Here is a 24,706-nt window from a genome sequence, read left to right as displayed (position 1 = left end):
GGGTAGTCCCCCGGACCCTCGTGCGTGGTGGCTGCCCGTCCACACGGACGGCACGTCCACACGGACGGCACGACCGCTCGGGCAGGTGCGCTGATCAGCTCTTCGCCTCGGCGACCTTCTTCATCTCGCGGCGGAGGATCTTGCCCGAGGCCGTCTTCGGCAGTTCGTCGACGATCTCGACGGTGTGCGGCGCCTTGTAGGCGGCCAGGTGCTTACGGCAGTACTCGATGACCTGCTCGGGCGTGAGTTCCGTGCCGGGCCGCAGGGTGATGAACGCGACGACGGACTCGCCCCGGTACTCGTCGGGCATGCCGACGACGGCGGCTTCGAGGACCTCGGGGAGGGTGTAGAGCATGTCCTCGACCTCACGGGGCCACACCTTGAAGCCCGAGGCGTTGATCATGTCCTTCTTGCGGTCGACGATGAACAGCCAACCGGCCTCGTCCATGAACCCGACGTCACCGGTCCGCAGCTCGCCGTCCGGGATGTCCTCGACGGTCGCCTCGGGCAGGTTGAGGTACTCCCGGATGACCATCGGACCGGACACGCAGATCTCGCCGACCTCGTTCGGGCCGACCTCCACGCCCTCCTCGTCGCGGATCCGGACCATGGCGGTCTCCAGGGGCAGACCGCAGGAGAGGTTGCCGCTCGCCTCGTCGACGGGCGCTTCGAGGCTCATCGGCACGACGGCGCACTGGGCGGTCGTCTCGGTGAGACCGTAGCCCTGGCGGACGTACCGGCCGGTCTTCGCCCGGATCCGCTCGACGACGGAGGCCGGCAGCGCGGCACCGCCGGACATGCACGACCGGATGGAGGAGAAGGCGTCGGCGTCGAAGTCCGGGTGGGCGAGCATCGCCATGTAGGCCGTCGACGGACCGGCCATGAAGGCCGGCCGTGTGGCCCGGAAGAGCTGCAGGGCGGTGCCCGGTTCGAACCGGTAGTTCATCACGAGCGTGGAACCGGCCGCGGCCGAGGTGATGAACTGCGAGCAGAACCCGGTGATGTGGAAGACGGGGGCGAGGGTGAAGACCGCGTCGGAGGTCTCGAGCTGCTGGTTGCGCGCCGTGAGCCGCCCGTTCGAGGTGAGCCCGCGGTGCAGGACTCCCGCACCCTTCGATCGACCGGAGGTCCCGGAGGTGTACCCGATGAGCGCCACGTCGTCGGCGGTGAGGGCCTGCGCGGCCGTCCGGTCCGGGGTCCGCCCCAGGTTCTCCTCGACGACCGTGCGGAAATCGGCCTGACCGGTCGGCAGGTGCTCGGGGAACTTGCCGAACACGGACTCGGGCTGGTCCACGGCCCAGTCGCGCTCCTGGCAGGTGAAGACGAGCGGCAGCGTGTCCGCATAGGGCTTCGACTGCTTGAGGTACAGCGCCGCCGAGGTGACGAGCGCGGTGACACCGGCGTCCTCGAAGACGTGGAGGAGCTCGTCCTTGTACATGGGATTGAGCGGCACCACCGCTCCCCCGGCCTTCCAGGCACCCCAGGTCGCCACGACGAAGTGCGGGACGTTCTGCAGGTACAACCCGAGGCGGCCGCCCGCCCCGAAGCCCTGATCCTGCAGGTGCGCGGCGAAGGCGTCGGCCATCCGGTCGAGCTCGGCCCAGGTCACCTCCCACCCGAAGTAGTGCAGGGCGGTGCGGTCGGGGTACTGGTCGACGTTCCGGGCCAGCAGCTCCAGGGTGGCGCTCTCCGGCACCGGGACCAGGGAGTCCGCGCTCTTGCCGGCGGTGGCGAGCCAGGGACGTTCGTCGAACCACGTCATCGAGGTGTGTTTCCTTCCACGTCATCGTGAACCCGTCGATCGATCGTTCGACGAGCCGCGGGCCATCGTACCGCTGCTTTCCGTCGGACGTCGAAACGACGACCGCGCCCGAGGCGCCCTGCACTTCCCATGGGAAGCAGGGCGCCTCGGGCGCGGTCGGTTCCGGTGCCGGTACCCGGGGCGCTCAGGCCTTCGCGGCGACGTCGCGCATCTCGCGACGCAGGATCTTGCCCGAGGAGGTCTTGGGCAGGGCGTCGACGAAGCGGACCTCGCGCGGGGCCTTGTAGGAGGCCAGGTGCTTGCGGCAGTACTCGACGATGTCGGCCTCGGTGACGGAACCGTCGGTCTTCGCGTCCCCCTGGAGGGAGACGAAGGCGACGACGTTCTCGCCGCGGTACTCGTCCGGGGCGCCGACGACGGCGGCCTCGAGGACGGCCGGGTGGGTGTAGAGGACGTCCTCGACCTCACGCGGCCAGACCTTGAAGCCCGAGGCGTTGATCATGTCCTTCTTGCGGTCGACGATGAACACCCAGCCCTGCTCGTCCATGAAGCCGACGTCACCGGTGTGCAGCTCGCCGTCCGGGATGTCCTTGGCGGTCGCCTCGGCGTTGTTGATGTACTCCGGGACGACCTGCGGGCCAGAGGTGCAGATCTCGCCGACCTCGTGCGGGCCCAGTTCCTTCCCGTCCTCGTCGCGGATGCGGATCATCACGGAGGCGAGCGGCAGACCGCAGGAGAGGTTGCCGGAGTCCGGGTCGACGGGGGCACGCATGCCCAGCGGCACGGTGGCGATCTGGGCGGTCGTCTCGGTGAGCCCGTAGCCCTGGCCGATGTAGTGCCCGGTGCGCTCCTCGAACTTCTTCACGATCGCCTCGGGCAGCGGTGCGCCGCCGGACATCACCGAGGTGAAGGAGGAGAAGGCCTCCCTCGAGAAGTCCGGGTGGGCGAGCAGCGCCATGTAGGCCGTCGAGGGACCGGCCATGTAGTTCGGCTTGTCGCGCTCGAAGGTCTCCAGGGCGCTGGCCGGCTCGAAGCGGTGGTTCATCGACAGGGCCGCACCGCACGCGACCGCGGCGAGGAACTGGCAGACGAAACCGGTGATGTGGAAGACCGGGGCGAGGGTGTAGATGACCGCGGTCTCGTCGAAGTCCTGGTTGATGCCGAGCATCTGGCCGTTGACGGTGAGGCCGCGGTGGGTGACCTTCGCACCCTTCGACAGTCCCGAGGTACCCGAGGTGTAGCCGATGATGCCCTCGTCGTCCGGGGTGAAGGCCGGCTGATCGCGCCCGACGCGCGAGTAGCCGCGGCCGGCGTACTCCTCGACGACCGTCTTGAAGTCGTCGTGTCCGGTCGGGATCGAGTCGGGGTAGACGCCGAAGACGGCCTGCGGGGGCTCGACGGCGTAGTCCTTGTCGTTGCAGGTCACGACGATGGAGAGGTCACCGGTGTAGTCCTTCACCCGGTCGGCGAAGGCCGCCGCGGACACGACGATGCCCTTCGCACCGGAGTCGGAGAGCACGTGGGCGAGCTCGTCGCGGTACATGGGATTGAGCGGCACGACGGTACCGCCGGCCTTCCAGATGCCGAAGGCCGCGACGAAGAAGTGCGGGGTGTTCTGCAGGTAGATGCCGATCCGGTCACCGCGCTGCAGACCCTTGTCCTGCAGATAGGCGGCGAAGGCGTCGGTCTGCGCGTCGAGGTCGGCCCAGGAGGGGGTGTACCCGTAGTAGAGGATCGCGGGGCGCTCGGGGTGGTTCTCGACCGCCCGCTCGAACAGGTGGAGCGTCGTCGTCTCCGGGATCTCACGGGACAGGCGGTCGTCGTCGGCGATGGTCTTCAGCCAGGGGCGCTCGTCGAACCAGCTCATCAGGGGTCTCCTTCACGTCGTTGTGTCAGGGAGGGTGGCGGAAGTGGTCATGCGGGACACCGGTTTCGGTCGGAATCCGATGTCCGTGGGGTATCAGTGTGAATGCAGCGGGAGCGGGGCACCACACCCGCAGGACGGATCCGTTCCGCGGGTGTCGCACCCCGCTCCTGGTGGAACAGGGTGTGTCAGACGATCTCGAAGAGACCCGCTGCGCCCTGGCCGCCGCCGATGCACATCGTCACGACGACGTACTTGGCGCCGCGACGCTTGCCCTCGACGAGGGCGTGGCCGACGCAGCGCGAGCCGGTCATGCCGTAGGGGTGGCCGATGGAGATCGCGCCTCCGTTGACGTTGTACTTCTCCGGGTCGATGCCCAGGCGGTCGCGGCAGTACAGGGCCTGCACGGCGAAGGCCTCGTTGAGCTCCCAGAGGTCGATGTCGTCGACGCTCAGGCCGTGCTGCTTGAGCAGCTTGGGCACGGCGAAGACCGGGCCGATGCCCATCTCGTCCGGCTCGCAACCGGCCACGGCGATGCCGCGGTAGATGCCCAGCGGCTCGAGGTTGCGACGCTCGGCCTCCTTCGAGGACATGAGGACCTGGGCGGAGGCACCGTCGGACAGCTGGCTGGCGTTGCCGGCCGTGATCGAGGGCTCCTTCGAGTACACACCCGGCTCCAGGACGGGGCCCAGGCTCTGCAGGCCCTCGAGCTTCGTCGAGGGGCGGTTGCCCTCGTCCTTCGTGAGGGTGACGACCTCTTCGTGGGTCTCCTTCGTCTCCTTGTCGAAGACGAGCTTGGTCGACTCGAAGGGCACGATCTCGTCGTCGAACTTCCCGGCCTCCTGCGCGGCGGCGGTGCGCTGCTGCGAGGTCAGGGCGTACTCGTCCTGGGCCTCACGGCTGATGCCGTAACGCTCGGCGACGACCTCGGCGGTGCCGAGCATCGGGTAGTAGATGCCGGGGAGGTTCTGATCCAGCCACGGGTCCTTGGCACGGAAGGTGCTCTTGGCCTTGTCGTTCTGCACGAGCGAGATCGACTCGGCACCGCCACCGACGGCGATGTCCATGCCGTCGACGAGGATCTCCTTGGCGGCGATCGAGACGGCCATGAGGCCCGAGGCGCACTGCCGGTCGATCGTCTGGCCGGCGACGGTGACGGGCAGGCCCGCACGCATCGCGGCCTGCCGGCCGAAGTTCATGCTCTGGGCGCCCATCTGCACCGCGGCGCCGAGGACGACGTCGTCCACCTCGCCACCCTCGATGCCGGCGCGCTCGACGGCCGACTTGATGGCGTGGCCGGCGAGCTCCTGGGACTGCGTATTGTTGAAGGCTCCGCGGTACGCCTTGCCGATCGGCGTGCGTGCCGTGGAGACGATGACTGCATCGGTCATGGGTTCCACCCTCTCTGGTGTGGTCGTGCCCTCGCGTCCGTGACACCGGCGTACGGATCCGACAATGGATCCGCCACCGGTCCCGCGGACCCGAGGGAGACCGTTCGTTCGTTCAGTTCTGTGTCACTGTCACTCTACCGTCAGGGCTGACGGGTGGAGGACGTCATGGTGCTCGTCCCGTGGGACGTGGAGCGGATCCTCAGACCCCGAGGCCCACCAGCGGTGCGATGTCGCGCCGGGCCTGCTCGGGCAGCCCGAGCAGCTGCTCGTCCTGCTTGGCGCGCTTGAGCAGCAGGTGCAGGGGGTACTCCCAGGTCATGCCGTTGCCCCCGTGCATCTGCACGCCCTCCTCGGTCGCGTCGACGGCGACCTCACCGGCATAGGCTGCCGCGACGAGCGCGGTGAGCTCCGCCTCGGCGAGCGTGTCGGTCCCCGCGGAACCGTCCGCGGTCGCCTCCAGGTGGGTGCCCACCTGGCGCGCCGCGTAGGTCGTGGCCGCGCCGGCCTGCTCGACGGCCAGCCACAGGTCCGCCAGGCGGTGCTTGAGCGCCTGGTAGGACCCGAGCGTCCGGCCGAACTGCCGCCGCCCCTTGACGTACTCCAGGGTGATGTCGAAGGCGCGCTGGGCGACCCCGTACTGCTCGACGGCGAGCAGGGTCCGCCCCACGAGCAGGGCCTCCCCCACGGCGCGGGCGGCCCGGGGGCCCGCGGCGAGCACCGTCGCCGAGGCGCCCGTGAACTCGACATCGGCCAGTGGCCGGGTCATGTCGAAGGTGAGGAACCCTGAGACCGTGACCCCGGTGGCGTCCGTCGGCACGGACAGGACGAGGGTGTCCTGTCCCGCACCGGTGACGACGAGCAGGGAGGAGGCCCCGACCGCCTCGGCGACGGCGGGGACGGCACCGGTGAGGGACACCTCGGCACCGGGCTCCGGCAGACCTGCGGAACCGGAGACGGACACCTCGGCGTGGAGCTCGTCACGGTCGGCGGTGTACGCGAGGACCGGGAGGGCGGAGCCCTCGACGAGACCGGTGACCACACCGGCGCCCGGCTCCTGCTCGGCGGCCCCGGAGCGCACCAGCAGGGTGGCGGCGAGGACGGCAGAGGACAGGAACCGCGAGGGGGCTGCCGCGCGGCCGATCTCCTCGGCGACGACGGCGGCCTCGGCGATGCCGGCGCCGGCGCCCCCGAGGTCCTCGGGGACGAGGAGGCCGAAAAGACCGAGTTCACCGGCCAGGCCGGCGTCGACGGCGTCCCGGGTCGCGGAACCGGTGGCCGGGTCCTCCTCGTAGGCGGCGGCGACGGTGTCGAAGTCGGCGCGGTCGGCCAGGAAGCCGCGGACCGCCTCGCGCAGGTCGGACTCGACCTCGGTGGGCAGCAGCGGGGGCACGGGCGCCGAGGCCAGTGCCGGGGGCAGCGTGTGCGTGGCGGTGGATGTCATTTCGGCAGGTCCTTGAAGGGGAGGTCCTTGTCCACCCGGTGCTCACCGGGCAGGCCGAGGACGCGTTCGGAGATGATGTTGCGGATGATCTCGCTGGTGCCGCCCTCGATCGAGTTGCCCTTGGCGCGGAGATAGCGGTAACCGGCCTGACGACCGGTCATCGAGTACTCCTTGGGCCGGCGGAACTCGTAGACGTCGTAGCGCAGACCGTCGGTGCCCCGCAGCTTCATGTCGAGGCGGGTGAGTTCCTGGTTGTTCCGGGCGAAGGAGAGCTTGGCGCCGGCACCCTCGGGGCCGGGCTGGCCGGCGGCCAGGCGCTGGGCCAGACGCTCGTTCGTCATGCGGGCGACCTCGGTCTCGACCCACAGGCGCAGGACCTCGGACTGGAGTTCCGGCGTGCGGTGGGCGGCGTCCGCGCGCCAGGTATCGGCCACGACGCCCATCATCCCGCCCTCACGCGGAGCGCCGGCACCGATGCTCACGCGCTCGTTGTTGAGCGTGGTGTTCGCGACCTTCCACCCCTGGCCGAGCTCGCCGAGGAGCGCCTCCTTGGGCATCTTCACATCGGTGAGGAAGACCTCGTTGAACTCGGCTTCACCGGTGATCTGGCGCAGGCCGCGGGTCTCGACGCCGTCCGCGTGCATGTCGAGGAGGAAGTAGCTGAGACCCTTGTGCTTGGGAACCGATGGGTCGGTGCGGGCGACGAGGATCGCCATGTCGGCGTTGTGTGCGGAGGAGGTCCACACCTTCTGGCCGTTGACCCGGTAGTGGTCGCCCTCGTCGACGGCGCGCGTGGCGACGGCGGCGAGGTCGGAACCGGCACCCGGCTCGGAGAAGAGCTGGCAGAAGATCGTCTCGCACGTGTAGATGTCGCGCAGGATCTTCTTCTGTTCCTCGGTGCCGTAGGTGACGATCGTGGGCGCGGCCATGCCGAACCCGATCGTGTTCCGGCCGCGGGCGGGGGCGACGAGCCCCGCCTCGGCCGCGGCCGCGGCGGCGTGGTCACGCAGCGACCGGGACACACCCAGACCGCCGGTCCCCACGGGGAAGTCCACCCAGGCAAGTCCGTGGTCGTAGAGGACCCCGAACTTCTCCTGTTCCGTCATGTCGTCGGTCGTGGCCGCCACGGCGGCCGCCACGGCCTCGCTGATCGCGGTGGTCTCCTCCGTGGAGACCGACTGGTCGGTGGTGGTCATCAGTTCTTCGGGCCTCCTGCCACGTAGATCACCTGGCCGGACACGAACCCGGCACCCTCCGACGCGAGGAACGCGGCGGTGTTGGCGATGTCCTCGGGCTTGCCCGTGCGGGCGACCGGGATCTGCTTGGCGGCACCGGCGGTGAACTCCTCGAAGGAGACGCCGATCCGCTCGGCGGTCGCCTTGGTCATGTCCGTCTCGATGAAGCCGGGGGCGATCGCGTTCGAGGTGACGCCGAACTTGCCGAGCTCGAAGGCGTAGGTCTTCGTGATGCCCTGGATCCCGGCCTTGGCGGCGGAGTAGTTGGCCTGGCCGCGGTTGCCCAGGGCCGAGGTCGAGGACATCGAGATGATGCGCCCGAACTTCTCCTCGACCATGTACTTCTGGCAGGCCTGGGTCATGATGAAGTTGCCGTCGAGGTGCACGGCGAGGACGGCCTGGAACTCCTTCAGGCTCATCTTGAACAGCATGTTGTCCTTGATGATGCCGGCGTTGTTGACGAGCACGGTCGGCGGGCCGAGGGTCTTCGCGACCTCCTCGACGGCGGCCTGTGCGCTGGCCTCGTCGGTGACGTCGGCACCGAGGGCGATCGCCTCGCCGCCGGCGGCGGTGATCTCCTCGACTACTGGTTCGCAGGCCGTCTTCGCGAGGTCCATGACGGCGACCTTCATGCCGTCGGCGGCGAACTTCTTGGCGATGGCGGCACCGATGCCGCGGGCTCCGCCGGTGATGATGGCGACACGCTGGGTCATGTGGGTTCCTAACTCCTTAAGGTTTCGAATGGTGGACGAGACGTCCGGCCACCACTCTAGGCGGTGGCCGGACGCTCGTTCAGGCTGTGGGGGTGTGCGGGGTACTGCCGAGGTGCCCTGTCCTGCTCGAGGTCAGGGCACCTCGGCGGCGGAGGTGCGGGGTGCCTCAGCGGCTGCGGTACTGCTTGAGCTCCGCACGGGCGATGCCACGCTTGTGGACCTCGTCCGGGCCGTCGACGATCCGCAGGGTGCGGGCGTGGGCGTACATCTCCGCGAGCGGGAAGTCGCCGGTGACGCCGCCACCGCCGTGGGCCTGGATGGCGCGGTCGATGACCTTGAGCGCCACTTGCGGGGCGGCGATCTTGATCTCGGAGATGAGGGTGCGCGCCTCCTTGTTGCCCACCTTGTCCATCTGGTCGGCCGCGTGCATGGTGAGCAGGCGGGCCATGTCGATCTCGGTGCGGGACTCGGCGATCCAGTCCTGGATGTTCGCCTTCTCCGAGAGCTTGCTGCCGAACAGCACGCGGGACTCCGCGCGGCGGCACATCAGCTCGAGGGCACGCTCGGCCATGCCGATGGCGCGCATGCAGTGGTGGATGCGGCCCGGCCCCAGACGTGCCTGGGAGATCGCGAAGCCCTCGCCCTCGCCCTTGAGGACGTCCTCGGCGGGGACGTAGACGTTGTCGAAGACGACCTCCGCGTGGCCCTCGCGGTCCTCGTAACCGAAGACGGGGAGGTTGCGGAGGATGGTGACACCCTCCTGGTCCGGCTCGACGACCATCATCGACTGCTGGAGGTGGGGCTCCGCGTCCGGGTCGGTCTTGCCCATGACGATGAGGACGCCGAGGAGCGGGTGCATGCCGTTCGAGGTGAACCACTTGCGGCCGTTGAGGCGGTAGCCGTCGCCGTCACGCTTCATCGACAGTTCGATGTTCGTCGCGTCCGCACTCGCGACGGCGGGCTCCGTCATCGCGAAGCCCGAGGCCATGGTCCCGTCGAGGAGCGGACCCAGGTACTTCTCCTTGTGCTTCTCGGTGCCGAAGAGGGTGAAGACCTCCATGTTGCCCGTGTCCGGGGCGTTGCAGTTGAAGGTCTCCGGGCCCAGACGCGGGGAGCGGCCCATGAGCTCGGCGAGCGGTGCGTACTCCAGGTTGGTGAGGCCCGGGCCCCACTCGGGGTGCGGGTGGAAGAGGTTCCACAAGCCGGCCTCCTTGGCCTTGGCCTTGAGGTCCTCGAGGATCTGCGGCTGCGCGTGCGGGTTGCCCGCCGCGATCATCTGCTCCTCGTAGACGGGTTCGTTCGGGTAGACGAACTCGTCCATGAAAGCTTTGACCCGGTCGTAGTACTCCCGGCCGCGCTCGGTGGTCTCCAACATGCTCAGTCGTTCCCTTCTGCGAGCTTCTTCTGGTAGCGGCGCATCCCACGCAGCCAACGGTCGTAGTCCGAGCCCTTCATGCGGTACATGTCGAGGACCTCGGGGTGGGGCAGGATCAGGAAGGTCTCCGCCTCGATGGCATCGAGGACCGCCTGCGCGACCTCCTCGGGCTCCAGCACCCGGCCGGCCGTGGTGACGGCCTGGTTCGCCTGCCGGTCCTTGTCGGAGTCGGCGGTCGCGCCACCGTTCAGCAGGGGCGTGTTGACACCCTGCGGGCACAGCACGGAGCAGCGGATGCCCTCGTCGCCGTAGGCGATGTTCAGCCACTCGGCGAACCCGACGGTCGCGTGCTTGGTGACGGAGTAGGACAGCTGGCCGAGCTGGGTGAGCAGGCCCGCGGCCGAGGCGGTCGACACGAAGTAGCCGCCGCCGCGCTCCTGCCACTTGGGCACCATGACCTTGGCCGCCCGCACGTGCTGGCGGGTGTTGATGTCGATGACGGCGTCCCACGCGTCCTCGTCCTCACCCAGTCCAGGAGGACCGACGATGCCGGCGTTGGCGAAGAAGAAGTCGACCGGCCCGAGGTCCGCCTCGGCCTTCGCGACCATCTCCTCGATGCCGGAGAGCGACGAGCAGTCACCCTCCCAGGAGGCAGTACCGATGTCCGCGGCGACCGTGTGGACGTCCGGCGACAGGTCCGCGATGAGCACCTGGCCACCGGCGGCGACGAACGCGCGGGCGATCGCGCGCCCGATCCCACTCGCTCCTCCCGTCACGATCGCGACGGAGGACGGGGTGATCTGCATGGGGGATCTCCTCGAAGTGTCGGGAGTCCGGGGCGTCGTTGCCGTCGGACAGGTCACATCTTGCCGCTCCGGTGACCCGATTTCAAGTCGCGCCGAACGAACGTTCGCGGATTCATTAGTGGCGGGGGTAGTGTTCCACAGCAACAGCGTGCACGGTACGCGGGGCCTGTTCCGCGACCAAGAAGCCACAGAGTCGACGAAGACGTCACCTCGGATTCCCGGAAGGCGAGATCCCATGAACCCCCGGACCACTCCCCAGAACTCGATGGACACGGCCACGATGGACCCTGACGCGTTGGATCCGGCCGTGCTGGACGCGACCACGTCCGACCCGGACACCGCGTCTGCCGATGACGAGAACCGCCCGGGCGACGAGAGCCAGCTGGGTGTCAAAGGTCGGCGCACCCGCGACCAGATCATCCGTGCGGCACGGAAGGTGTTCACCGAGAATGGCTACTTCGACAGCCGCCTCTCGGACGTGACCGCGACCGCCGGATGCTCCACCGGGACGCTCTACCGGTACTTCCGCGACCGGTCGGACCTGCTGCAGGCGGTGATCGGCCGGACCACGGAGGACGTGCTCGGACCCGACGGCCGCAGGCCCCCGGAGTCGGACACCGGTGACCCGCGGGACGCCCGGCCCGTCGTCCGGCCGGCCGGCGGGGGCTTCCGGCCCGTGGACGCCGGTGCCGCCCGGGCGCGGATCCTCCACGGCAACCGGCGGTACGTCCGGGCCTACGCCCGCGACCGCGACCTCATGCACCTGTTGGAGCAGGTCTCGCACGCGGACCCCGGGCTGCAGGAACTGCGGATGTCGCGGGCCGAGAGGTTCGTCGAGCGCAATACGCGGGCGATCCAGCGGCTCCAGGCCGCCGGCCTCGCCGATCCCCTGCTCGACGCCCGGCTCACCGCGCAGGCCCTGTCCTCGATGGTCTCCCGCCTGTGTTATGCGGAGTTCGTGGACAAGGGTCCGGAGGAGTCCCGCTTCTTCGGCGAGGAGGGCATGGAGGAGATGGCCCAGGGCCTCACCCGGATCTGGTCGAACGCGATCAGGCTCAAGGAGTCGTGAAGGAGCCGCGCCGAGACCCTTGACAGTTTCCGGCGGGCACGGCGAGAGTCACGCACAGGACGCGCGCACGACGAGGTGTGCGCGGGAAAGAAGGAGAGAACCGGATGACCGGTGGAGACCAGGCCCATGGCCAGACCCCAGCCCCGACCGTGCTCGATCAGCCCACGCTCGACCTGGCCGTGACCGGCGGGACGATCCGCGGCCGGACCGGGGACGACGACGTGGCCCGGTTCCTCGGGATCCCCTACGCGGCCCCGCCCTTCGGCCCGCACCGCCTGCTGCCCCCGGCCCCCGTCGAACCCTGGGAGGGCGTCCGGGAGGCATTCGAGTACGGCCCCACCGTCCCGAAGATCGGCTACGACGAGGCGTTCCAGCGCATCCTCCGGGAGGTCGAGATCCCCGGGACCGAGTGCCTCAACCTCAATGTGTGGGCGCCTGCGGGGGCCGTGCAGGGATCGGGTGAGGGAGACGGGGCGGGCGCCTCGGGTGCGGGGGCGGCGCTCCCGGTCTTCGTGTGGATCCACGGCGGGGCGTTCCTCAACGGCTCCGGGGCGATCCCCACCTACGACGGGACGGCCTTCGCCCGGGACGGCGTCGTCACGGTGACGCTCAATTACCGGCTGGGGTCCGAAGGATTCCTGTACACGCCGGACGCAGCCGCGCACGGCTCGGCAAACCTGGGACTCCAGGACCAGGTGGCGGCGCTGCGCTGGGTGCAGGAGAACATCGCGGCCTTCGGCGGCGACCCGGAGCGGGTGACGATCGGCGGCGAGTCGGCCGGCGCCATGAGTGTGGCGACACTGCTCGCCATGCCCTCGGCGCAGGGCCTGTTCGCCCAGGCGATCACGGAGTCCGGCGCGGCCTCCCACACCCTCGACCCCGCCGAGGCACTCAAGGCCGGGGAACTCTTCGCCCGGCACCTGGGCACCGACTTCACCCAGCCGGCGATCGCGGGCTCCGAGGTCGCGGACGCCGTTGTGGCGACGGGGAGGACCGTGCTGGAGATCCGCGGGGAACAGGACCCGGGGGTGTGGGGCAAGTTGGGACTCGGGAGCATGCCGTTCGCCCCGGTGGTCGACGGGACCGTGGTGCCCTCGCACCCGCTCGACGCCTATGCGGCGGGCGCGTCCGCCGAGGTGCCCGTCCTCAGTGGCTACAACCTCCAGGAGTACCGGTTCTTCATGGTGGCGCCGGGCATGATCGAGCACATCCGCGACGAGCACGTGGAGCCCGGGTCCGCCAAGTTCGGGCTGGGGCCGGCCGGTGTGCAGGCCTACCGGGAGACCTTCCCGGAGGGCACGCCCGGTGACGTCTACGCGCAGATCGTCGGCGACTGGTTCTTCACGCTGCCGGCGGTCCGCATGTCCGAGGCCCGCCACCGGGCCGGCGCCACCTCCTGGCACTACCGGTTCGACGTGCCGGACCCGGCGGAGAACAACGGGTTCGGGGCCGCCCACGCCGTCGAGATCCCCTTCGTGTTCAAGACACACCGGCGCCCCGGCACCGAGGCGTTCCTGGGCGCGGACCCCTCGGACGCGGTGGCCGACAACACCCACGACATCTGGGTCCGGTTCATCACCACCGGCGAGCCCGGCTGGGAGCCCTACTCCCCCGCCACCCGGACGACGGCCCTGCTCACCGACACGACCACCCCGGTCGAGGACCCGCACGCCCGCCTGCGCACCCTCTGGGACGGCGTGCGCTGAGGGTCGGTATCCCTCACCACCCTGCTCCCGAGGCGCCCTGTCTTCCGCTGTACCCTCCACTCTCCAATTGCCGCCGACAGCGAGTAAATATGGTGAATATTCACCGACTTGACCGGCGCACCATCTGCGGAGGCCATCATGGAGATCGGACCCAACCCCTTCCATCCGGGTTTCGGGCTGCTCCCAGCAGAGATGGCGGGACGCGACGAGGCACTAGCCGACATCCGCGACGATCTGAGGGACGGACCCGGTAGTCCGCTCCGCGCCGTCACCGTCACAGGTCTGCGTGGGATCGGCAAGACGGCTTTCCTCCAGGCCGCGCATTCCGTCGCACTCGAAGAGGGCTGGATCCCGATCGGAGTGACCACGGGTCCGTCCATGGAGGACGAGGTCATCGATCTCCTCCAACGGGATGCAGCCCATCTCATCGACGCACCGTCCCGCCGGCAGATCACGGGGGCCGCAGCCGCGGGATTCTTGACGACCTCGGTGACTTCCGTACAGAAGCCCGGGTGGCGCGTACGTCTGGAAGGGCTGATCCGCGAGACCGAGGAACGCGGTACAGGTGTCATCCTCACCGTCGACGAGGTCCGGCCCGGAGTCCCCGCGCTCGAACATCTCACCCAGACCGTGCAGCACCTGCGCAGGGAGGGTCGCCAGGTGATGGTCGTATTCGCGGGCTGCCGTCGGATCTCGATGCGATCTCCCGGATGCCGGGGCTCACATTCATCGTCCGAGCGGAACGGATCGATCTGCACACCGCCACCCGCGCACAGACGCGTCGTGCGGTCGACCGGACGGCACGGGACGGCGGACGCACGTTCACCGAGGAGGCACTGGATCTCGTCACCGAGGCCAGTGAGGGCTACCCGTACGTGATGCAACTCGTCGGCCATCATGCCTGGCGTCACGCAGCACTGGACTCCGAGACGATCGGTATCGCGGACGTGGAACAGGGAATCGTCGAGGCGCGGCGCCGACTGGGCCGAACTCTCCACTGGTTCTCGGTCCGCGACCTGTCATTGCCGCAGACGCGGGTGCTCGCCGCCACCGCATTCGACAACGGCCCGTCCAGGTCCGCGGACCTCGCCCGACGCACGGGTGAGTCAGGACCGTGGATCGGCAAGTACCGGAAGGAGCTCATGACACTCGGTCTGCTCCGCGCCGCCGGCCACGGTCTGGCGGTGCCGACGGCCCCCTTCCTCCGGGAGTTCCTCCTCACCCACCTGGACGAACTCCTGGAGAACCCCGCGGACCCCCTCTTCGAGGAACTGGAGAGGTCACAGCCGACGGAGGGATAGTTCATCGAGGGGAATCGCGGACTGCGCGATCGGGTGGTCGGGGTCCAGGCCCCCATCTCTGTTCGACGTCGTGGAATCACACGTCGTCGAAGAAGTCCTCGTCGACCGTGACGACCTGGAAGGTCTGCTTGACCTGGACACCGATGCCGTAGCGGATCATGAGGTCGGCCATCCGAGGCCCGTCGACGAGGATGATGCGCTGCTGGACCTGTTGTGCGTACTGCTTCGCACCCGAGGTGAACGTCCCACTCGTGACGAACACACCGCCGTCCGCCTGCTGGCCGAGCAGCGCGCCGACGAATGCCTGGATCTCTGGACGCTGCACGGTGCGATCCGGACGGTAGCGCTTGGCCTGCACATAGACCCGGTTCAGCCCGAGAGCATCCTGGTCGATGATCCCGTCGATGCCTTCGTCGTTCGACGCCCGGGTCACCGTCGCCGTGCCGTCGGCGCCGCCGTAACCCATGGCGACCAGGAGTTTGACGACCGCGTCCTCGAAGAACGAGGGATCGTTGGCATGGAGCCGACTGAGGAGTTCGGCCGCAACCTGGGTGTGGATCCGCTCAACACCTTCGCCGATCTGCTCTTCCGGGGTGAGAACGTCGACTTCATCGGACACGCCCTCCGCTGGAGATTCGTTCCCGATGTCCAGCCTCTCGTCCACGGACTCACTCGGAACGGATAGATCGCTCTGTCCCAGTCCCGCGGTATCCGCTTCACCCCGGAGCTTCCTGGCCTTCTTCAGCCACCACTCGTCGCCGGGCTTCGCGATGGCGCGGAGATCGGTCTCCGTGATTCCGTCAGGGTGCTCCGCGAGAAGCTTCCGTCCGATCTCAGTGATCTCGTAATGGGAACGACGCGGGCGGTTCAACGCATCCACACGGTTGAGATAGGAACACGCCCACCCCACGCGGCTCGCCACGGTCGTGATGTTTCCGGAGGGTGTGAGCTCCAAAAGTTCCTCGTCGGTGAGATCAGCGAGAACTGCAACCTGGTCGCGGATCTCTTTGACTCTCTGCACCTGTCCGTCGGAGAGTACTTTCAGAACGAGTCGCATCATTTCGTGCCACGCCGGGATCGGCATCAGTTCGCTCCTCCTAATACATGGAGGCGAAGGCCGACTGGCGGCGTGGAACCTCTCCGGGACGCTTTCGCCGTTCGCTGCATGCTTCGCACTATATGGGTAGTCGCCTCTGTACGAGTACCTGGAACTGTCCACTGCGAGTGACCGAGCGTAATACCCGGGTGTAGCGTCGGTGCCGAAGATGACGTCCGTGCAGGAGGACCGGTCATGACCGGATTCACGAAGTTCGGACTCTGGTGCTTCATCGTCGCCGGGGTGTTCTGCCTCGGGTCGATCAGCGGGATGGCGCTCACCGAATTGCTGACTCCGCTCACCCTCCTGTGCGGCCTCGGGGTCCTCGTCGTCTCCGTGGACGGGATCTGCGTGATCCTCACGGGCAAGGACCGCCGGACCCGTGAGCTCCGAGCCCAACACGACTGAGATCGTTCTCCCCGGCTGACCCGTTCGTCTCTCGGACTCGCCGCGGCATTGCTTAACGGAAATCGTTATTGACGACTTCCGTTAAACGGGCTTATCCTGGCCGTGTGATCAGATCGTTCGGCTCCAAGGACACCGAGCGCATCTGGAATGAGCAGTACGTCAAGCGAGTCGATCCCGCGATCCAACGGTCGACGTTGCGAAAGCTCGAGATGATCCACGCGGCCAAGGATGTCGACGACCTCCGGGTACCACCTGGCAATCGGTTGGAACGTCTGGTCGGCGATCGTCGCGGTCAACACGGCATCCGGGTGAACGCGCAGTGGCGCATCTGCTTCGTCTGGAGAGAAGGGGGTGCGGAGGATGTCGAACTCGTCGACTACCACTGAGGGAAGCCTGATCGATCCGATCCATCCGGGAGAGATCCTGATGGAGGACTTCATCGAAGGTTTCGGAATCACACAGAACAAGCTCGCCCTGTCGATCGGGGTACCGCCGCGCCGGATCAACGAGATCGTGCACGGCAAGCGGGGCATCACCGCGGACACCGCGATCCGGCTGGCCCGCTACTTCGGGACGTCCGAGGAGTTCTGGATGAATCTGCAGTCCCACTACGAACTGCGGATGCAGCGACGGGCCCTCCGGGACACGGTCGACACGATCACTCCGTTGCAGGTCGCCTGAGCCGGTAGCGAGCCCACGTTCCCCGACGGATGTGAGATGTCGCTGTCCTTGTGAGATGCAGTGTTCGAACACGACATCTCACAAGGAAACCGACATCTCAATTTTCGGACGTGCCGACAGAACCGTCCGGCCACGCCCTCACGCGGGCCCCTCACTCGAAGCGGGACACGTCCCCGGCTCCGACGCGGGCGACCACGGGGGCGCCGCCGGTGTAGTCGATGACGGAGGTGGGCACGACGCCGGGCACACCGGAGTCGACGATGACGTCCACCTCGTTGCCGATCGCCGCCCGCACGTCCTCGGCCGAGGTGAGCGGGTCCTCGTCACCCGGCAGCAGGAGGGTGGACGACAGGATCGGCTCCCCCACCTCCTGGACGAGCGCGAGCGCGGTCTCGTTCTGCGGGATCCGGGCGCCGACGGAGTGCTTCTTGGGGTGCATCATCCGCCGGGGGACGTCCTTCGTCGCCTTCATGATGAAGGTGTAGGGGCCCGGGGTGAGTGACTTGATGGTGCGGAACGCGTGATTGTCGACGATGACGAATTGCCCCAACTGCGAGAAGTCGTGGCACATGAGGGTGAAGTGGTGCTTGGAGTCCAGGTCCCGGATCCGGATGATCCGCTCGATTCCCGCCTTGTTGTCCAAGGAACACCCGAGGGCGTAACAGGAGTCCGTCGGATAGGCGACGAGGCCTCCGTCGGCCATCGCCTCGGCGACCTTCCTGATGAGTCGGGGCTGCGGGTTGTCGGGGTGGATCGCGAGTGTTTCAGCCATGGCTCACTCTAACCAGCCTCCCCACCCCCGACACAAGAGTGAACCGCGGATGAACACCGACGTCAGGCGATCAGTTCTCCCGCTCCCGAGGCGCCCCGTCCGTCCCATCGGCACCGTCCTTCACGTCGGCCTGCGCGTCCGCACCGGCCTGCGCGTCCTCCACAGCACCGTCCTCGACAGCACCGTCCCCCGCGGCATCCTCCTCCACATCGAGGACGGACCTCCGCGGGTGGGCCGTGTCCTCCAGCTCGTCCGGGATGCCCGCGGAACTCCGGACGGGGATCCACGAACCCGTCGAGAGATCCGAGGCGATGAGGTTGTTGACCCAGCGGGCCCGGGGATCGGCATCGACCAGGAAGGCCTTGACGAGCAGGGTCGAGGGCAGCGCCAGGAGCGCGCCGAGCGGGCCGAGCACCCAGGTCCAGAAGAACAGCGAGAGGAAGGACATGAAGGGCGTGACACCCACGGACTCGCCGGTGAACTTGGGCTGGATGATCGACTGGATGACGAAGTTGAGGACGCAGTAGGCGATGACCACCCACATGGCGTCCCACCAACCGCCGTCGATGAGCGCGATGAGCGCCGGCGGCACGAGTCCGATGATGAACCCGATGTTCGGGATGTAGTTGGTGAGGAACGCGAGCACGCCCCACACCCACAGCAGTGGCACCCCGATGATCATGAGCGCCAGGACGTCGAGAGCGGCGACGATGAGGCCGAACACCGTGGCGACGACCCAGTACCGGCGGACCCCGTCCGCGAAGTCGAGCATCGCCGCGGAGAACTCCGGGCGGACGACCCGGGTGAGGGCCACGCGGCGGGTGAAGGACATCGAGTCGATCGCGATGAAGAACACCGCCATCGCGGCGAGCGTGATGAGGCCGAGCACCGAGCTCGCATTGCTCAGCACGGAGGTCGCGACCCCGGTGAGCGAGGCGAAGTCGAAGTTCACCAGCTGGTCGGCGATGTAGTCCGGGCTGATCCCCCACGACACGATCCAGGCGAGCAGGTCGTTCCAGATCACCGTGAGTTCGTCGGTGTAGTTGGGCATGACGAGCACGAGCTCGGCCAGACACCACACCGTGATGGCGAAGAACCCGAAGATCACGAGCAGCACGATCACCACGGTGAGCATGGCCGCCACGAACCGCGGCACCCGGACGGCCACCAGCCTCTTCTGCAGCGGGTAGGCGACGATCACGAGGTTGAGCGCCAGGAACACCGGCGCGATGATCGCCTGGATCCCGGACACGAACTGCACCGCGAAGGCGAGCCCGGCCAGACCGAGGACCACGACGAGGAACCGTGGCCAGCGGTCGGCCACGGTTCCCGTCGGACGGTTGAGTTCGTGCGCGTTCATCCGCTCACTTCCGCTTGCGCTTCTCCCTGATCCGCATGCTGATCTCGATGGGGGTGCCCTCGAACCCGAAGGCCTCCCGCATCTTGCGTGCGATGTACCGACGGTAACCGGGATCGAGGAAGCCGGTGGTGAACAACACGAACTTGGGCGGGCGGCTGGACGGCTGCGTGCCGAACAGGATCCGCGGCTGCTTGCCACCGCGCAGCGGGTGCGGGTTGGCGGCCACCAGCTCACCGAGGAAGGCGTTGAGGCGTCCCGTCGGGATCCGGCTGTCCCAGCTGTCGAGCGAGGTCTCCATCGCCCGCACCAGCCTGTCCTTGTGCCAGCCGGTCCGTGCCGAGAGGTTGACGCGCGGGGCCCAGGCGACATGCGCGAGGTCCCGTTCGATCTCCTTCTCCAGGAACTCGCGGCGTTCCTCGTCGAGCAGGTCCCACTTGTTGAACACGAGGACGAGTGCCTTGCCGGCCTCCGTCACCGTCTTGAGGATCCGGACGTCCTGTTCGCTGAGCTTCTCGTTGGCCTCCAGGAGCACGAGCGAGACCTCGGACCGCTCGATCGCGGTCTGGGTCCGCAGGGCGGCGTAGAAGTCCGCACCGCTCGACTGCCGCTGCCGCTTGCGGATCCCCGCGGTGTCGACGAACCGCCACTGCCGCCCGCCGAGGTCGATGAGCTCGTCGACCGGGTCCCGCGTGGTGCCGGCCATGTCGGAGACGAGCACCCGCTCGTGACCGGCCAGCTGGTTGAGCAGCGAACTCTTGCCCACGTTCGGCCGGCCGACGAGGGCCACCCGGCGCGGGCCGCCCTCCTCGACGGCACCGCCGACCAGTGACTCCCGGGGCAGCTTCTCCATGACGACGTCAAGGAGGTCGGCCACCCCTCGTCCGTGCATGGCGGAGATGGGGTGCGGTTCGCCCAGGCCCAGTGACCACAGTTCGGCAGCGGCGATCTCCCCGCGCTCGTCGTCGACCTTGTTGGCCGCGAGGATCACGGTCTTCTTGGCCCGGCGGAGCATCCGCACCACGTGTTCGTCGGTGGCGGTCGGACCGGTCGTCGCGTCGACGACGAAGAGGACGGCGTCGGCCATCGACACCGCCACCTCCGCCTGGTCGGCGATCCGGCTGGCCATGCCGCGCACGTCGATGTCCCAGCCGCCGGTGTCGACGAGGGTGAGCTCACGCCCGGCCCAGAAGGCCGGATAGCTCACGCGGTCACGGGTGACGCCGGGGACGTCCTCGACGACGGCCTCGCGGCGGCCGAGGATCCGATTGACGAGCGTCGACTTGCCGACGTTCGGCCGGCCCACGATCGCGAGCACGGGCGGCGGGCCCTTCCGGGTCTCCGCGCCGTCGGCCGCCTCGTATGCGGAGAGGAGACCGAGGTCCTCCTCCTCCAGGTCGTAGTCCTCCAGGCCCGAGCGCAGGGCCGCGGCCCGCTGTTCGGCTTCGGCCTCGTCGATCGCGGCGACGCGCTCGGCCAGGTCCTCGTCCGCGACCCCGACGAAGTCCTCCTCGGCCGCGGCCGAGGCGTCCGTCCGGCGTCGGGCGACGACCTCGGGGGCGTTGCGGGGGCCGGTGTTCGGTGTGTCGGTCATGAACTCTGTTCCTCCACGAGGTCGAGGACCGCCTGCACGGCCCTCTCGAAGTCGATGTGCGTGGTGTCGAGCGTGTGCACGCCGTCGGCGGCGGAGAGGAAGGCGGTCGTCGCGGAGTCCTTCGCGTCACGCTCGGCGACCTGGGCGCGGGTGGCGGCGAGTGCCGCCTCATCGGCCGCACCGGTGTTCTCCTTGGCGCGGCGGGCGATGCGGACGTCCTCGTCGGCGGTCATGAGGATCCGCACGGGTGCGGTGGGGGCGACGACCGTCGTGATGTCCCGCCCCTCGACGACCACACCACCCTTCGCGGCGGCAGTGTCGGCGATGAACTCCCGCTGCATCTCGATGAGTTCCTCGCGGGCGTCGGGGACGGAGGAGACGACCTGCACGTTCTCGGAGACCTCCGCCGTGCGGATCTCCGCCGTCACGTCGATCCCGTCGACCGCGACCTCGGCGACGTCCGGGTCGGTGCTGATCTCCAGCTCCGCGCCGCGCACCTGCTCGACGACGTCACCGGGATCGGTGACCCCGCGGTTGAGGCACAGCCAGGCCATCGCCCGGTACATCGCCCCGGTGTCGAGGTAACCGTAGCCCAGACGCCGGGCGACCTCACGGGACGTGCTCGACTTGCCGACGCCGCTGGGGCCGTCGATCGCGATGACTGTCATTCTTCTCCTCCGATTTCGGCTTCCGGGAGCCACCACCCACGGTCGGTGAGCCCCTCGACGAGGTCCCGGGCGTACCCGGGCAGGACCGAGACGTCGACGCTGCCCACCATGATCCCGGGCGCGTGGTCCATCCGCACGTCCTCGACGTTGATCCCGAGCGCGTCGATGTCCGCGAACAACCGCGCCAGGGACCCCGGCCGGTCGTCCATGTACACCGTGACCTCGGTGAACTTCTGCGGGGCGGCACCGTGTTTCCCGGGGATCCGGTCGTGCCCCTCGTTGCCGGCGGCCAGGGCCCCGGCGATGACGGCGAGCGGTCCGGGCCCGGTACCGGGTGCTCCCGCACTCCCCCGCTCCCGAGGCGCCCCGTCTGGGACACCGTCCGTGACCTCCCCGGCCACGCCGGTCCCGTCCGTGCCGGCGCCCGCCGCAGACTCTCCGGCCGCAGCTCCGAGCGCGCCGATGACCGCGTCGAGTTCCCCGCGCAGGTCCACGAGGACCTGCCGGACCTCGGTGGCGTTGCCGGAGAGGATCTGGGTCCACAGACCCGGGTCCGAGGCCGCGATCCGGGTGACGTCCCGCAGGCCCTGGCCGGCGAGCGCCACACCCTCGACAGGCATGTCGCGCAGCTGCGAGGCCAGGAGCGAGGAGACGACCTGCGGCGCGTGGCTCACCCGGGCGACCGAGGCGTCGTGGAAGTCGGGGTCGAGGTGGACGACCGAGGCGCCCACGACCTCGGCGACGCGCACGACGAGTGCCAACCGGTCGGCCGGGGTCTCCTCGTCGGAGCACACGACCCAGGGGCGGGCGGTGAACAGGTCGGCCCGCGCGGCGATGGCGCCGGAGCGTTCGCGGCCGGCCATCGGGTGCGAGCCGATGTACCGGTCGAGTTCGTCCCCGACGGTGCCGGCGCGGACCGCGGCGAGTACCGCGGACTTCACGCTCGCGACATCGGTGACGGTCGCCGCGGGCCAGGTGCGCAGGGCCCGCAGGATCTGCGGACCGGCCACGTCGGGCGGCACGCAGACGACGACGAGGTCGGGCGCCTCGGGAGCGGTGTCCGCTCCCGGGACGAGGGCACGACCCGCACCCATGTCCGCGGCCAGGCGGCAGGCGGTCGGCGAGGCGTCCTCGAGCGTGACCGTCCAGGGGTCGTCCGGGGTGGAGCGGGTGGTGAGCGCGAGTCCCAGCGACGTACCGAGCAGGCCGGTACCGACGATGTGGACGTGCGTCACAGTTTCACGGCCTCCATGAGTGCGGTGACCTCGTCGGGGCGGAGGTCACGGATCTTGCCCTGGCGTTCCTCGGCGAGTTCGATGGGCCCGAACTTCGTCCGCACCAGGCGGAGCACCGGGTTGCCCACGGCGTCCATCATGCGCCGGACCACGCGGTTGCGGCCGGAGTGGAGCGTGATCTCGACGAGCGAGCGACCGGGGGTCGAGTCGACGACCTTGAAGCGGTCGACGGTCACCAGCCCGTCGTCGAGTTCGATGCCGGAGCGCAACTGGTTGCCCACGCCCTTGGCGACCTGGCCCTTGACCTGCGCCAGGTAGGTCTTCTGCACCTCGTAGCGCGGGTGGGTGAGCCGGTTGGCCATCTCCCCGTCGTTCGTGAGCAGCAGCAGGCCCTCGGTGTCGTAGTCGAGACGGCCCACGTGGAACAGGCGCTCGGGCCGGTCCCGCAGGTAGTCGCTGAGGTTCTTGCGGCCCTCCGGGTCGCTCATCGCGGAGACGACACCGGTCGGCTTGTTGAAGGCGAGGTAGATCTTGTTCGTGTGGGCGGTGATGACCATCCCGTCGACCCGGATCTCCTGGTTCGCGACGTCCACGCGGGTCCCGAGCTCCAGGACGATCGCCCCGTCGACCTCGACGCGGCCGTCCTTGATCAGCTGTTCGCAGGAGCGGCGCGAGCCCAGTCCGGCATCGGCGAGCACCTTCTGCAGGCGCACCCCGTCCGGCTGGTGGACGTCCTGCTGCGAACCGTCCCAGCCCTTCGCCTGCGTCGCGGCTCGCTTCTTGCGGGTCGGGCGCTTGGAGCGGTGGCCGGGGGAACGCGGATCATGAGAACTCATGGGGTCCATTGTCGCACGTGGCAGGCAGGTGAGGGGCCAGTTCGGGGAGGTCCTCGACACCCTCGATCCCCATGACTTCGAGGAACGTGGGGGTCGTCACGTACAGGCGGGCACCCGTCGCCTCCTCGGTCCCGGCCTCGGCCACGAGACCCCGCACCGACAGGGTCCGCATGACCCCGTCGACGTTGACCCCACGGACCGCCGCGATCGCCGCACGCGTCACCGGCTGCCGGTAGGCGACGACGGCCAGGGTCTCCAGCGCGGCCTGCGACAGGCGGGTCGTCGTCCCCTGGGTGACGAAGGCGCGGACCACGTCCCGGTGCTCGGCCCGCGAGTACAGCCGCCAACCCCCGGCCGTGCGCCGCACCTCGAAGCCGCGCCTGCGTCCGTCGTGCTCCCCGTCGTACTCGGCGGCGAGCATCCGCAGGGCCGACTCCGCCCGCTCGGTGCCCACCCCGAGGACGGTCCCGAGCAGCGCCGGGTCGACCGGGGCGTCGGCGACGGCGAGGACCGCCTCGACGGCGGCCAACAGGTCCGCACCCTCCAGCGGTTCCGTGTGACCCGGCGAGACCTCCTCCGCCGTCATGCCGCGAGCTCCTGCGGGGCGGCGAAGAGGTCACCGAGCGGGGCGTCCTGGTGGAGCAGGCAGTACCCGGCCTTGAAGAGTTCGAGCAGGGCGAGGAAGCGGGCGACGACCACGAGGACGCCGTCCGCGTCGAGCGTGAGCGCCTCGAAACCGACCCGGGTCTCCCCACGGGCGGCCGCGGCCTGCAGGGCACCGAGCACCCGGTCCCGTTCGGCGTCGAGATCGATCGAGTCGACGTGGAGGTGGGTGAGGTCGACGGTGGGCACCTCGGGTTCGCGGGTGAGGACCTCGACCATGAGCGAGGCGAGCCCCGCCGGGTCGGTGCGCACCTGAAGCGGGGGCAGGACGCCCTGCAGGTCGTCTTCCAGGGGCACGGCGCGCGGCACCCGGGTGGCCACCTCGTCCATCCGCTCGGCGAACCAGGCGGAGACCTGCTTGTACGCGCGGTACTGGAGCAGCCGGGCGAAGAGGAGGTCGCGGGCCTCCAGGAGCTCGGGGTCCGGGAACTCCTCACCACCCTCGGGCGTCGGCAGGAGCCGGGCGGTCTTGAGGTCGAGAAGGGTCGCGGCGACGACCAGGAACTCGGTGAGCTCGTCGACCTGGGCCCGGGTGAGACCGGTCGAGCCGTCGGCACCGGTCCCCGCCTGCGCGCGCATCCGGGCCACGTGGGCCAGGAACTCGTCGGTCACCTCGGCGAGCGCCACCTCGGTGATCTCCAACTCACGCTTGGCGAGCAGGTCGAGGAGCAGGTCGAAGGGACCGGAGAAGTTCTCCAGGTCGACGGAGAAGCCGGTGTCGGCTGCCGTGTCG

The 24,706-nt window shown here is 69.0% G+C and carries 23 protein-coding genes; 6 read left to right on the top strand and 17 right to left on the bottom strand.

Features of this window, described 5'->3' with window-relative positions; all coding sequences use genetic code 11:
* Positions 1–94: 94 nt before the first annotated feature.
* From AAD496_RS09230 to AAD496_RS09195, 8 genes are all read right to left on the bottom strand, one after another.
* Entirely contained in the window at positions 95–1,762 is a 1,668-nt protein-coding gene (locus AAD496_RS09230) for a class I adenylate-forming enzyme family protein (protein ID WP_349828383.1), read from the bottom strand.
* 184 nt (positions 1,763–1,946) lie between these two features.
* On the bottom strand, positions 1,947–3,629 hold the full coding sequence (locus tag AAD496_RS09225; RefSeq protein ID WP_349828382.1) for a class I adenylate-forming enzyme family protein: 1,683 nt from the start codon (positions 3,627–3,629) through the stop codon (positions 1,947–1,949).
* Between the two features lie 185 nt (positions 3,630–3,814).
* Complete coding sequence (locus tag AAD496_RS09220) at positions 3,815–5,017, bottom strand: acetyl-CoA C-acyltransferase (RefSeq protein ID WP_349828381.1); 1,203 nt, start codon at positions 5,015–5,017, stop codon at positions 3,815–3,817.
* Positions 5,018–5,216: 199 nt separating this feature from the next.
* Positions 5,217–6,458, bottom strand: coding sequence for an acyl-CoA dehydrogenase family protein (locus AAD496_RS09215; RefSeq protein WP_349828380.1), 1,242 nt, complete (start codon positions 6,456–6,458; stop codon positions 5,217–5,219).
* On the bottom strand, positions 6,455–7,654 hold the full coding sequence (locus tag AAD496_RS09210; protein ID WP_349828379.1) for an acyl-CoA dehydrogenase family protein: 1,200 nt from the start codon (positions 7,652–7,654) through the stop codon (positions 6,455–6,457). The genes AAD496_RS09215 and AAD496_RS09210 overlap by 4 nt, the downstream gene beginning before the upstream one ends.
* Positions 7,654–8,406, bottom strand: coding sequence for a 3-oxoacyl-ACP reductase FabG (gene fabG, locus AAD496_RS09205; protein WP_349828378.1), 753 nt, complete (start codon positions 8,404–8,406; stop codon positions 7,654–7,656). Before fabG ends, AAD496_RS09210 begins: the two co-directional genes overlap by 1 nt.
* Positions 8,407–8,572: 166 nt before the next feature.
* A complete protein-coding gene (locus tag AAD496_RS09200) occupies positions 8,573–9,781 on the bottom strand; it encodes an acyl-CoA dehydrogenase family protein (RefSeq protein WP_349828377.1) in 1,209 nt (402 codons plus the stop codon).
* Between the two features lie 2 nt (positions 9,782–9,783).
* Positions 9,784–10,587: an SDR family NAD(P)-dependent oxidoreductase gene (locus tag AAD496_RS09195; protein ID WP_349828375.1), complete on the bottom strand. Its 804-nt coding sequence runs from the start codon at positions 10,585–10,587 to the stop codon at positions 9,784–9,786.
* Between the two features lie 235 nt (positions 10,588–10,822).
* Between AAD496_RS09195 and AAD496_RS09190 the strand changes: the two genes are divergently transcribed.
* The 3 genes from AAD496_RS09190 to AAD496_RS09180 all read left to right on the top strand — a co-directional run bounded on the left by AAD496_RS09190 (position 10,823) and on the right by AAD496_RS09180 (position 14,663).
* The gene (locus tag AAD496_RS09190) at positions 10,823–11,656 is read left to right on the top strand and encodes a TetR/AcrR family transcriptional regulator (protein ID WP_349828374.1); all 834 of its coding nucleotides are present in this window, start codon (positions 10,823–10,825) and stop codon (positions 11,654–11,656) included.
* A gap of 104 nt (positions 11,657–11,760) precedes the next feature.
* Positions 11,761–13,362, top strand: a complete 1,602-nt coding sequence (locus AAD496_RS09185) for a carboxylesterase/lipase family protein (RefSeq protein ID WP_349828373.1) — start codon at positions 11,761–11,763, stop codon at positions 13,360–13,362.
* Positions 13,363–14,072: 710 nt separating this feature from the next.
* The gene (locus AAD496_RS09180; protein ID WP_349828372.1) at positions 14,073–14,663 is read left to right on the top strand and encodes a DUF8462 domain-containing protein; all 591 of its coding nucleotides are present in this window, start codon (positions 14,073–14,075) and stop codon (positions 14,661–14,663) included.
* Between the two features lie 76 nt (positions 14,664–14,739).
* Here the strand turns inward: AAD496_RS09180 and AAD496_RS09175 are convergent, their stop codons facing one another.
* Positions 14,740–15,747, bottom strand: a complete 1,008-nt coding sequence (locus tag AAD496_RS09175) for a restriction endonuclease (RefSeq protein WP_349828370.1) — start codon at positions 15,745–15,747, stop codon at positions 14,740–14,742.
* Between the two features lie 207 nt (positions 15,748–15,954).
* On the opposite strand from AAD496_RS09175, the gene AAD496_RS09170 reads away from it, so the two are divergent.
* The 3 genes from AAD496_RS09170 to AAD496_RS09160 all read left to right on the top strand — a co-directional run bounded on the left by AAD496_RS09170 (position 15,955) and on the right by AAD496_RS09160 (position 16,848).
* Positions 15,955–16,167 (top strand): hypothetical protein, encoded by a 213-nt coding sequence (locus AAD496_RS09170; RefSeq protein WP_349828369.1) that lies wholly within the window; start codon positions 15,955–15,957, stop codon positions 16,165–16,167.
* Positions 16,168–16,271: 104 nt separating this feature from the next.
* Positions 16,272–16,553, top strand: a complete 282-nt coding sequence (locus AAD496_RS09165; protein WP_349828368.1) for a type II toxin-antitoxin system RelE/ParE family toxin — start codon at positions 16,272–16,274, stop codon at positions 16,551–16,553.
* Positions 16,528–16,848, top strand: coding sequence for a HigA family addiction module antitoxin (locus AAD496_RS09160; protein ID WP_349828367.1), 321 nt, complete (start codon positions 16,528–16,530; stop codon positions 16,846–16,848). The genes AAD496_RS09165 and AAD496_RS09160 overlap by 26 nt, the downstream gene beginning before the upstream one ends.
* A gap of 151 nt (positions 16,849–16,999) precedes the next feature.
* On the opposite strand, the gene AAD496_RS09155 is transcribed toward AAD496_RS09160, so the two are convergent.
* From AAD496_RS09155 to AAD496_RS09120, 8 genes are all read right to left on the bottom strand, one after another.
* Positions 17,000–17,620: an L-threonylcarbamoyladenylate synthase gene (locus AAD496_RS09155; protein ID WP_349828366.1), complete on the bottom strand. Its 621-nt coding sequence runs from the start codon at positions 17,618–17,620 to the stop codon at positions 17,000–17,002.
* 70 nt (positions 17,621–17,690) lie between these two features.
* Entirely contained in the window at positions 17,691–18,980 is a 1,290-nt protein-coding gene (locus AAD496_RS09150) for an AI-2E family transporter (RefSeq protein ID WP_349828365.1), read from the bottom strand.
* Positions 18,981–18,984: 4 nt separating this feature from the next.
* Positions 18,985–20,571, bottom strand: a complete 1,587-nt coding sequence (gene der / locus AAD496_RS09145) for a ribosome biogenesis GTPase Der (protein ID WP_349828364.1) — start codon at positions 20,569–20,571, stop codon at positions 18,985–18,987.
* Complete coding sequence (gene cmk, locus AAD496_RS09140) at positions 20,568–21,239, bottom strand: (d)CMP kinase (RefSeq protein WP_349828362.1); 672 nt, start codon at positions 21,237–21,239, stop codon at positions 20,568–20,570. The genes der and cmk overlap by 4 nt, the downstream gene beginning before the upstream one ends.
* Positions 21,236–22,474: a prephenate dehydrogenase gene (locus AAD496_RS09135; protein ID WP_349828361.1), complete on the bottom strand. Its 1,239-nt coding sequence runs from the start codon at positions 22,472–22,474 to the stop codon at positions 21,236–21,238. The genes cmk and AAD496_RS09135 overlap by 4 nt, the downstream gene beginning before the upstream one ends.
* A complete protein-coding gene (locus AAD496_RS09130) occupies positions 22,471–23,310 on the bottom strand; it encodes a pseudouridine synthase (protein ID WP_349828360.1) in 840 nt (279 codons plus the stop codon). The genes AAD496_RS09135 and AAD496_RS09130 overlap by 4 nt, the downstream gene beginning before the upstream one ends.
* Positions 23,297–23,896: an SMC-Scp complex subunit ScpB gene (gene scpB / locus AAD496_RS09125; RefSeq protein ID WP_349828359.1), complete on the bottom strand. Its 600-nt coding sequence runs from the start codon at positions 23,894–23,896 to the stop codon at positions 23,297–23,299. The genes AAD496_RS09130 and scpB overlap by 14 nt, the downstream gene beginning before the upstream one ends.
* Positions 23,893–24,615: a segregation and condensation protein A gene (locus AAD496_RS09120; protein ID WP_433913749.1), complete on the bottom strand. Its 723-nt coding sequence runs from the start codon at positions 24,613–24,615 to the stop codon at positions 23,893–23,895. The genes scpB and AAD496_RS09120 overlap by 4 nt, the downstream gene beginning before the upstream one ends.
* Between the last annotated feature and the right edge of the window lie 91 nt (positions 24,616–24,706).

Origin of the sequence: Brevibacterium litoralis (genome assembly GCF_040212315.1) — a bacterium.
Taxonomy (GTDB): Bacteria; Actinomycetota; Actinomycetes; order Actinomycetales; family Brevibacteriaceae; genus Brevibacterium; species Brevibacterium litoralis.
Note: the sequence above shows the minus strand (reverse complement) of the source record. Positions and strands in the feature narration are given on the sequence as shown.

Excerpts from the sequence above, each read along its gene's own strand:
- AAD496_RS09230 (WP_349828383.1), bottom strand. The coding sequence starts at position 1,762 with ATGACGTGGTTCGACGAACGTCCCTGGCTCGCCACCGCCGGCAAGAGC.
- AAD496_RS09225 (WP_349828382.1), bottom strand. The coding sequence starts at position 3,629 with ATGAGCTGGTTCGACGAGCGCCCCTGGCTGAAGACCATCGCCGACGAC.
- AAD496_RS09220 (WP_349828381.1), bottom strand. The coding sequence starts at position 5,017 with ATGACCGATGCAGTCATCGTCTCCACGGCACGCACGCCGATCGGCAAG.
- AAD496_RS09215 (WP_349828380.1), bottom strand. The coding sequence starts at position 6,458 with ATGACATCCACCGCCACGCACACGCTGCCCCCGGCACTGGCCTCGGCG.
- AAD496_RS09210 (WP_349828379.1), bottom strand. The coding sequence starts at position 7,654 with ATGACCACCACCGACCAGTCGGTCTCCACGGAGGAGACCACCGCGATC.
- fabG (WP_349828378.1), bottom strand. The coding sequence starts at position 8,406 with ATGACCCAGCGTGTCGCCATCATCACCGGCGGAGCCCGCGGCATCGGT.
- AAD496_RS09200 (WP_349828377.1), bottom strand. The coding sequence starts at position 9,781 with ATGTTGGAGACCACCGAGCGCGGCCGGGAGTACTACGACCGGGTCAAA.
- AAD496_RS09195 (WP_349828375.1), bottom strand. The coding sequence starts at position 10,587 with ATGCAGATCACCCCGTCCTCCGTCGCGATCGTGACGGGAGGAGCGAGT.
- AAD496_RS09190 (WP_349828374.1), top strand. The coding sequence starts at position 10,823 with ATGAACCCCCGGACCACTCCCCAGAACTCGATGGACACGGCCACGATG.
- AAD496_RS09185 (WP_349828373.1), top strand. The coding sequence starts at position 11,761 with ATGACCGGTGGAGACCAGGCCCATGGCCAGACCCCAGCCCCGACCGTG.
- AAD496_RS09180 (WP_349828372.1), top strand. The coding sequence starts at position 14,073 with ATGCCGGGGCTCACATTCATCGTCCGAGCGGAACGGATCGATCTGCAC.
- AAD496_RS09175 (WP_349828370.1), bottom strand. The coding sequence starts at position 15,747 with ATGCCGATCCCGGCGTGGCACGAAATGATGCGACTCGTTCTGAAAGTA.
- AAD496_RS09170 (WP_349828369.1), top strand. The coding sequence starts at position 15,955 with ATGACCGGATTCACGAAGTTCGGACTCTGGTGCTTCATCGTCGCCGGG.
- AAD496_RS09160 (WP_349828367.1), top strand. The coding sequence starts at position 16,528 with ATGTCGAACTCGTCGACTACCACTGAGGGAAGCCTGATCGATCCGATC.
- AAD496_RS09155 (WP_349828366.1), bottom strand. The coding sequence starts at position 17,620 with ATGGCTGAAACACTCGCGATCCACCCCGACAACCCGCAGCCCCGACTC.
- AAD496_RS09150 (WP_349828365.1), bottom strand. The coding sequence starts at position 18,980 with ATGAACGCGCACGAACTCAACCGTCCGACGGGAACCGTGGCCGACCGC.
- der (WP_349828364.1), bottom strand. The coding sequence starts at position 20,571 with ATGACCGACACACCGAACACCGGCCCCCGCAACGCCCCCGAGGTCGTC.
- cmk (WP_349828362.1), bottom strand. The coding sequence starts at position 21,239 with ATGACAGTCATCGCGATCGACGGCCCCAGCGGCGTCGGCAAGTCGAGC.
- AAD496_RS09130 (WP_349828360.1), bottom strand. The coding sequence starts at position 23,310 with ATGAGTTCTCATGATCCGCGTTCCCCCGGCCACCGCTCCAAGCGCCCG.
- scpB (WP_349828359.1), bottom strand. The coding sequence starts at position 23,896 with ATGACGGCGGAGGAGGTCTCGCCGGGTCACACGGAACCGCTGGAGGGT.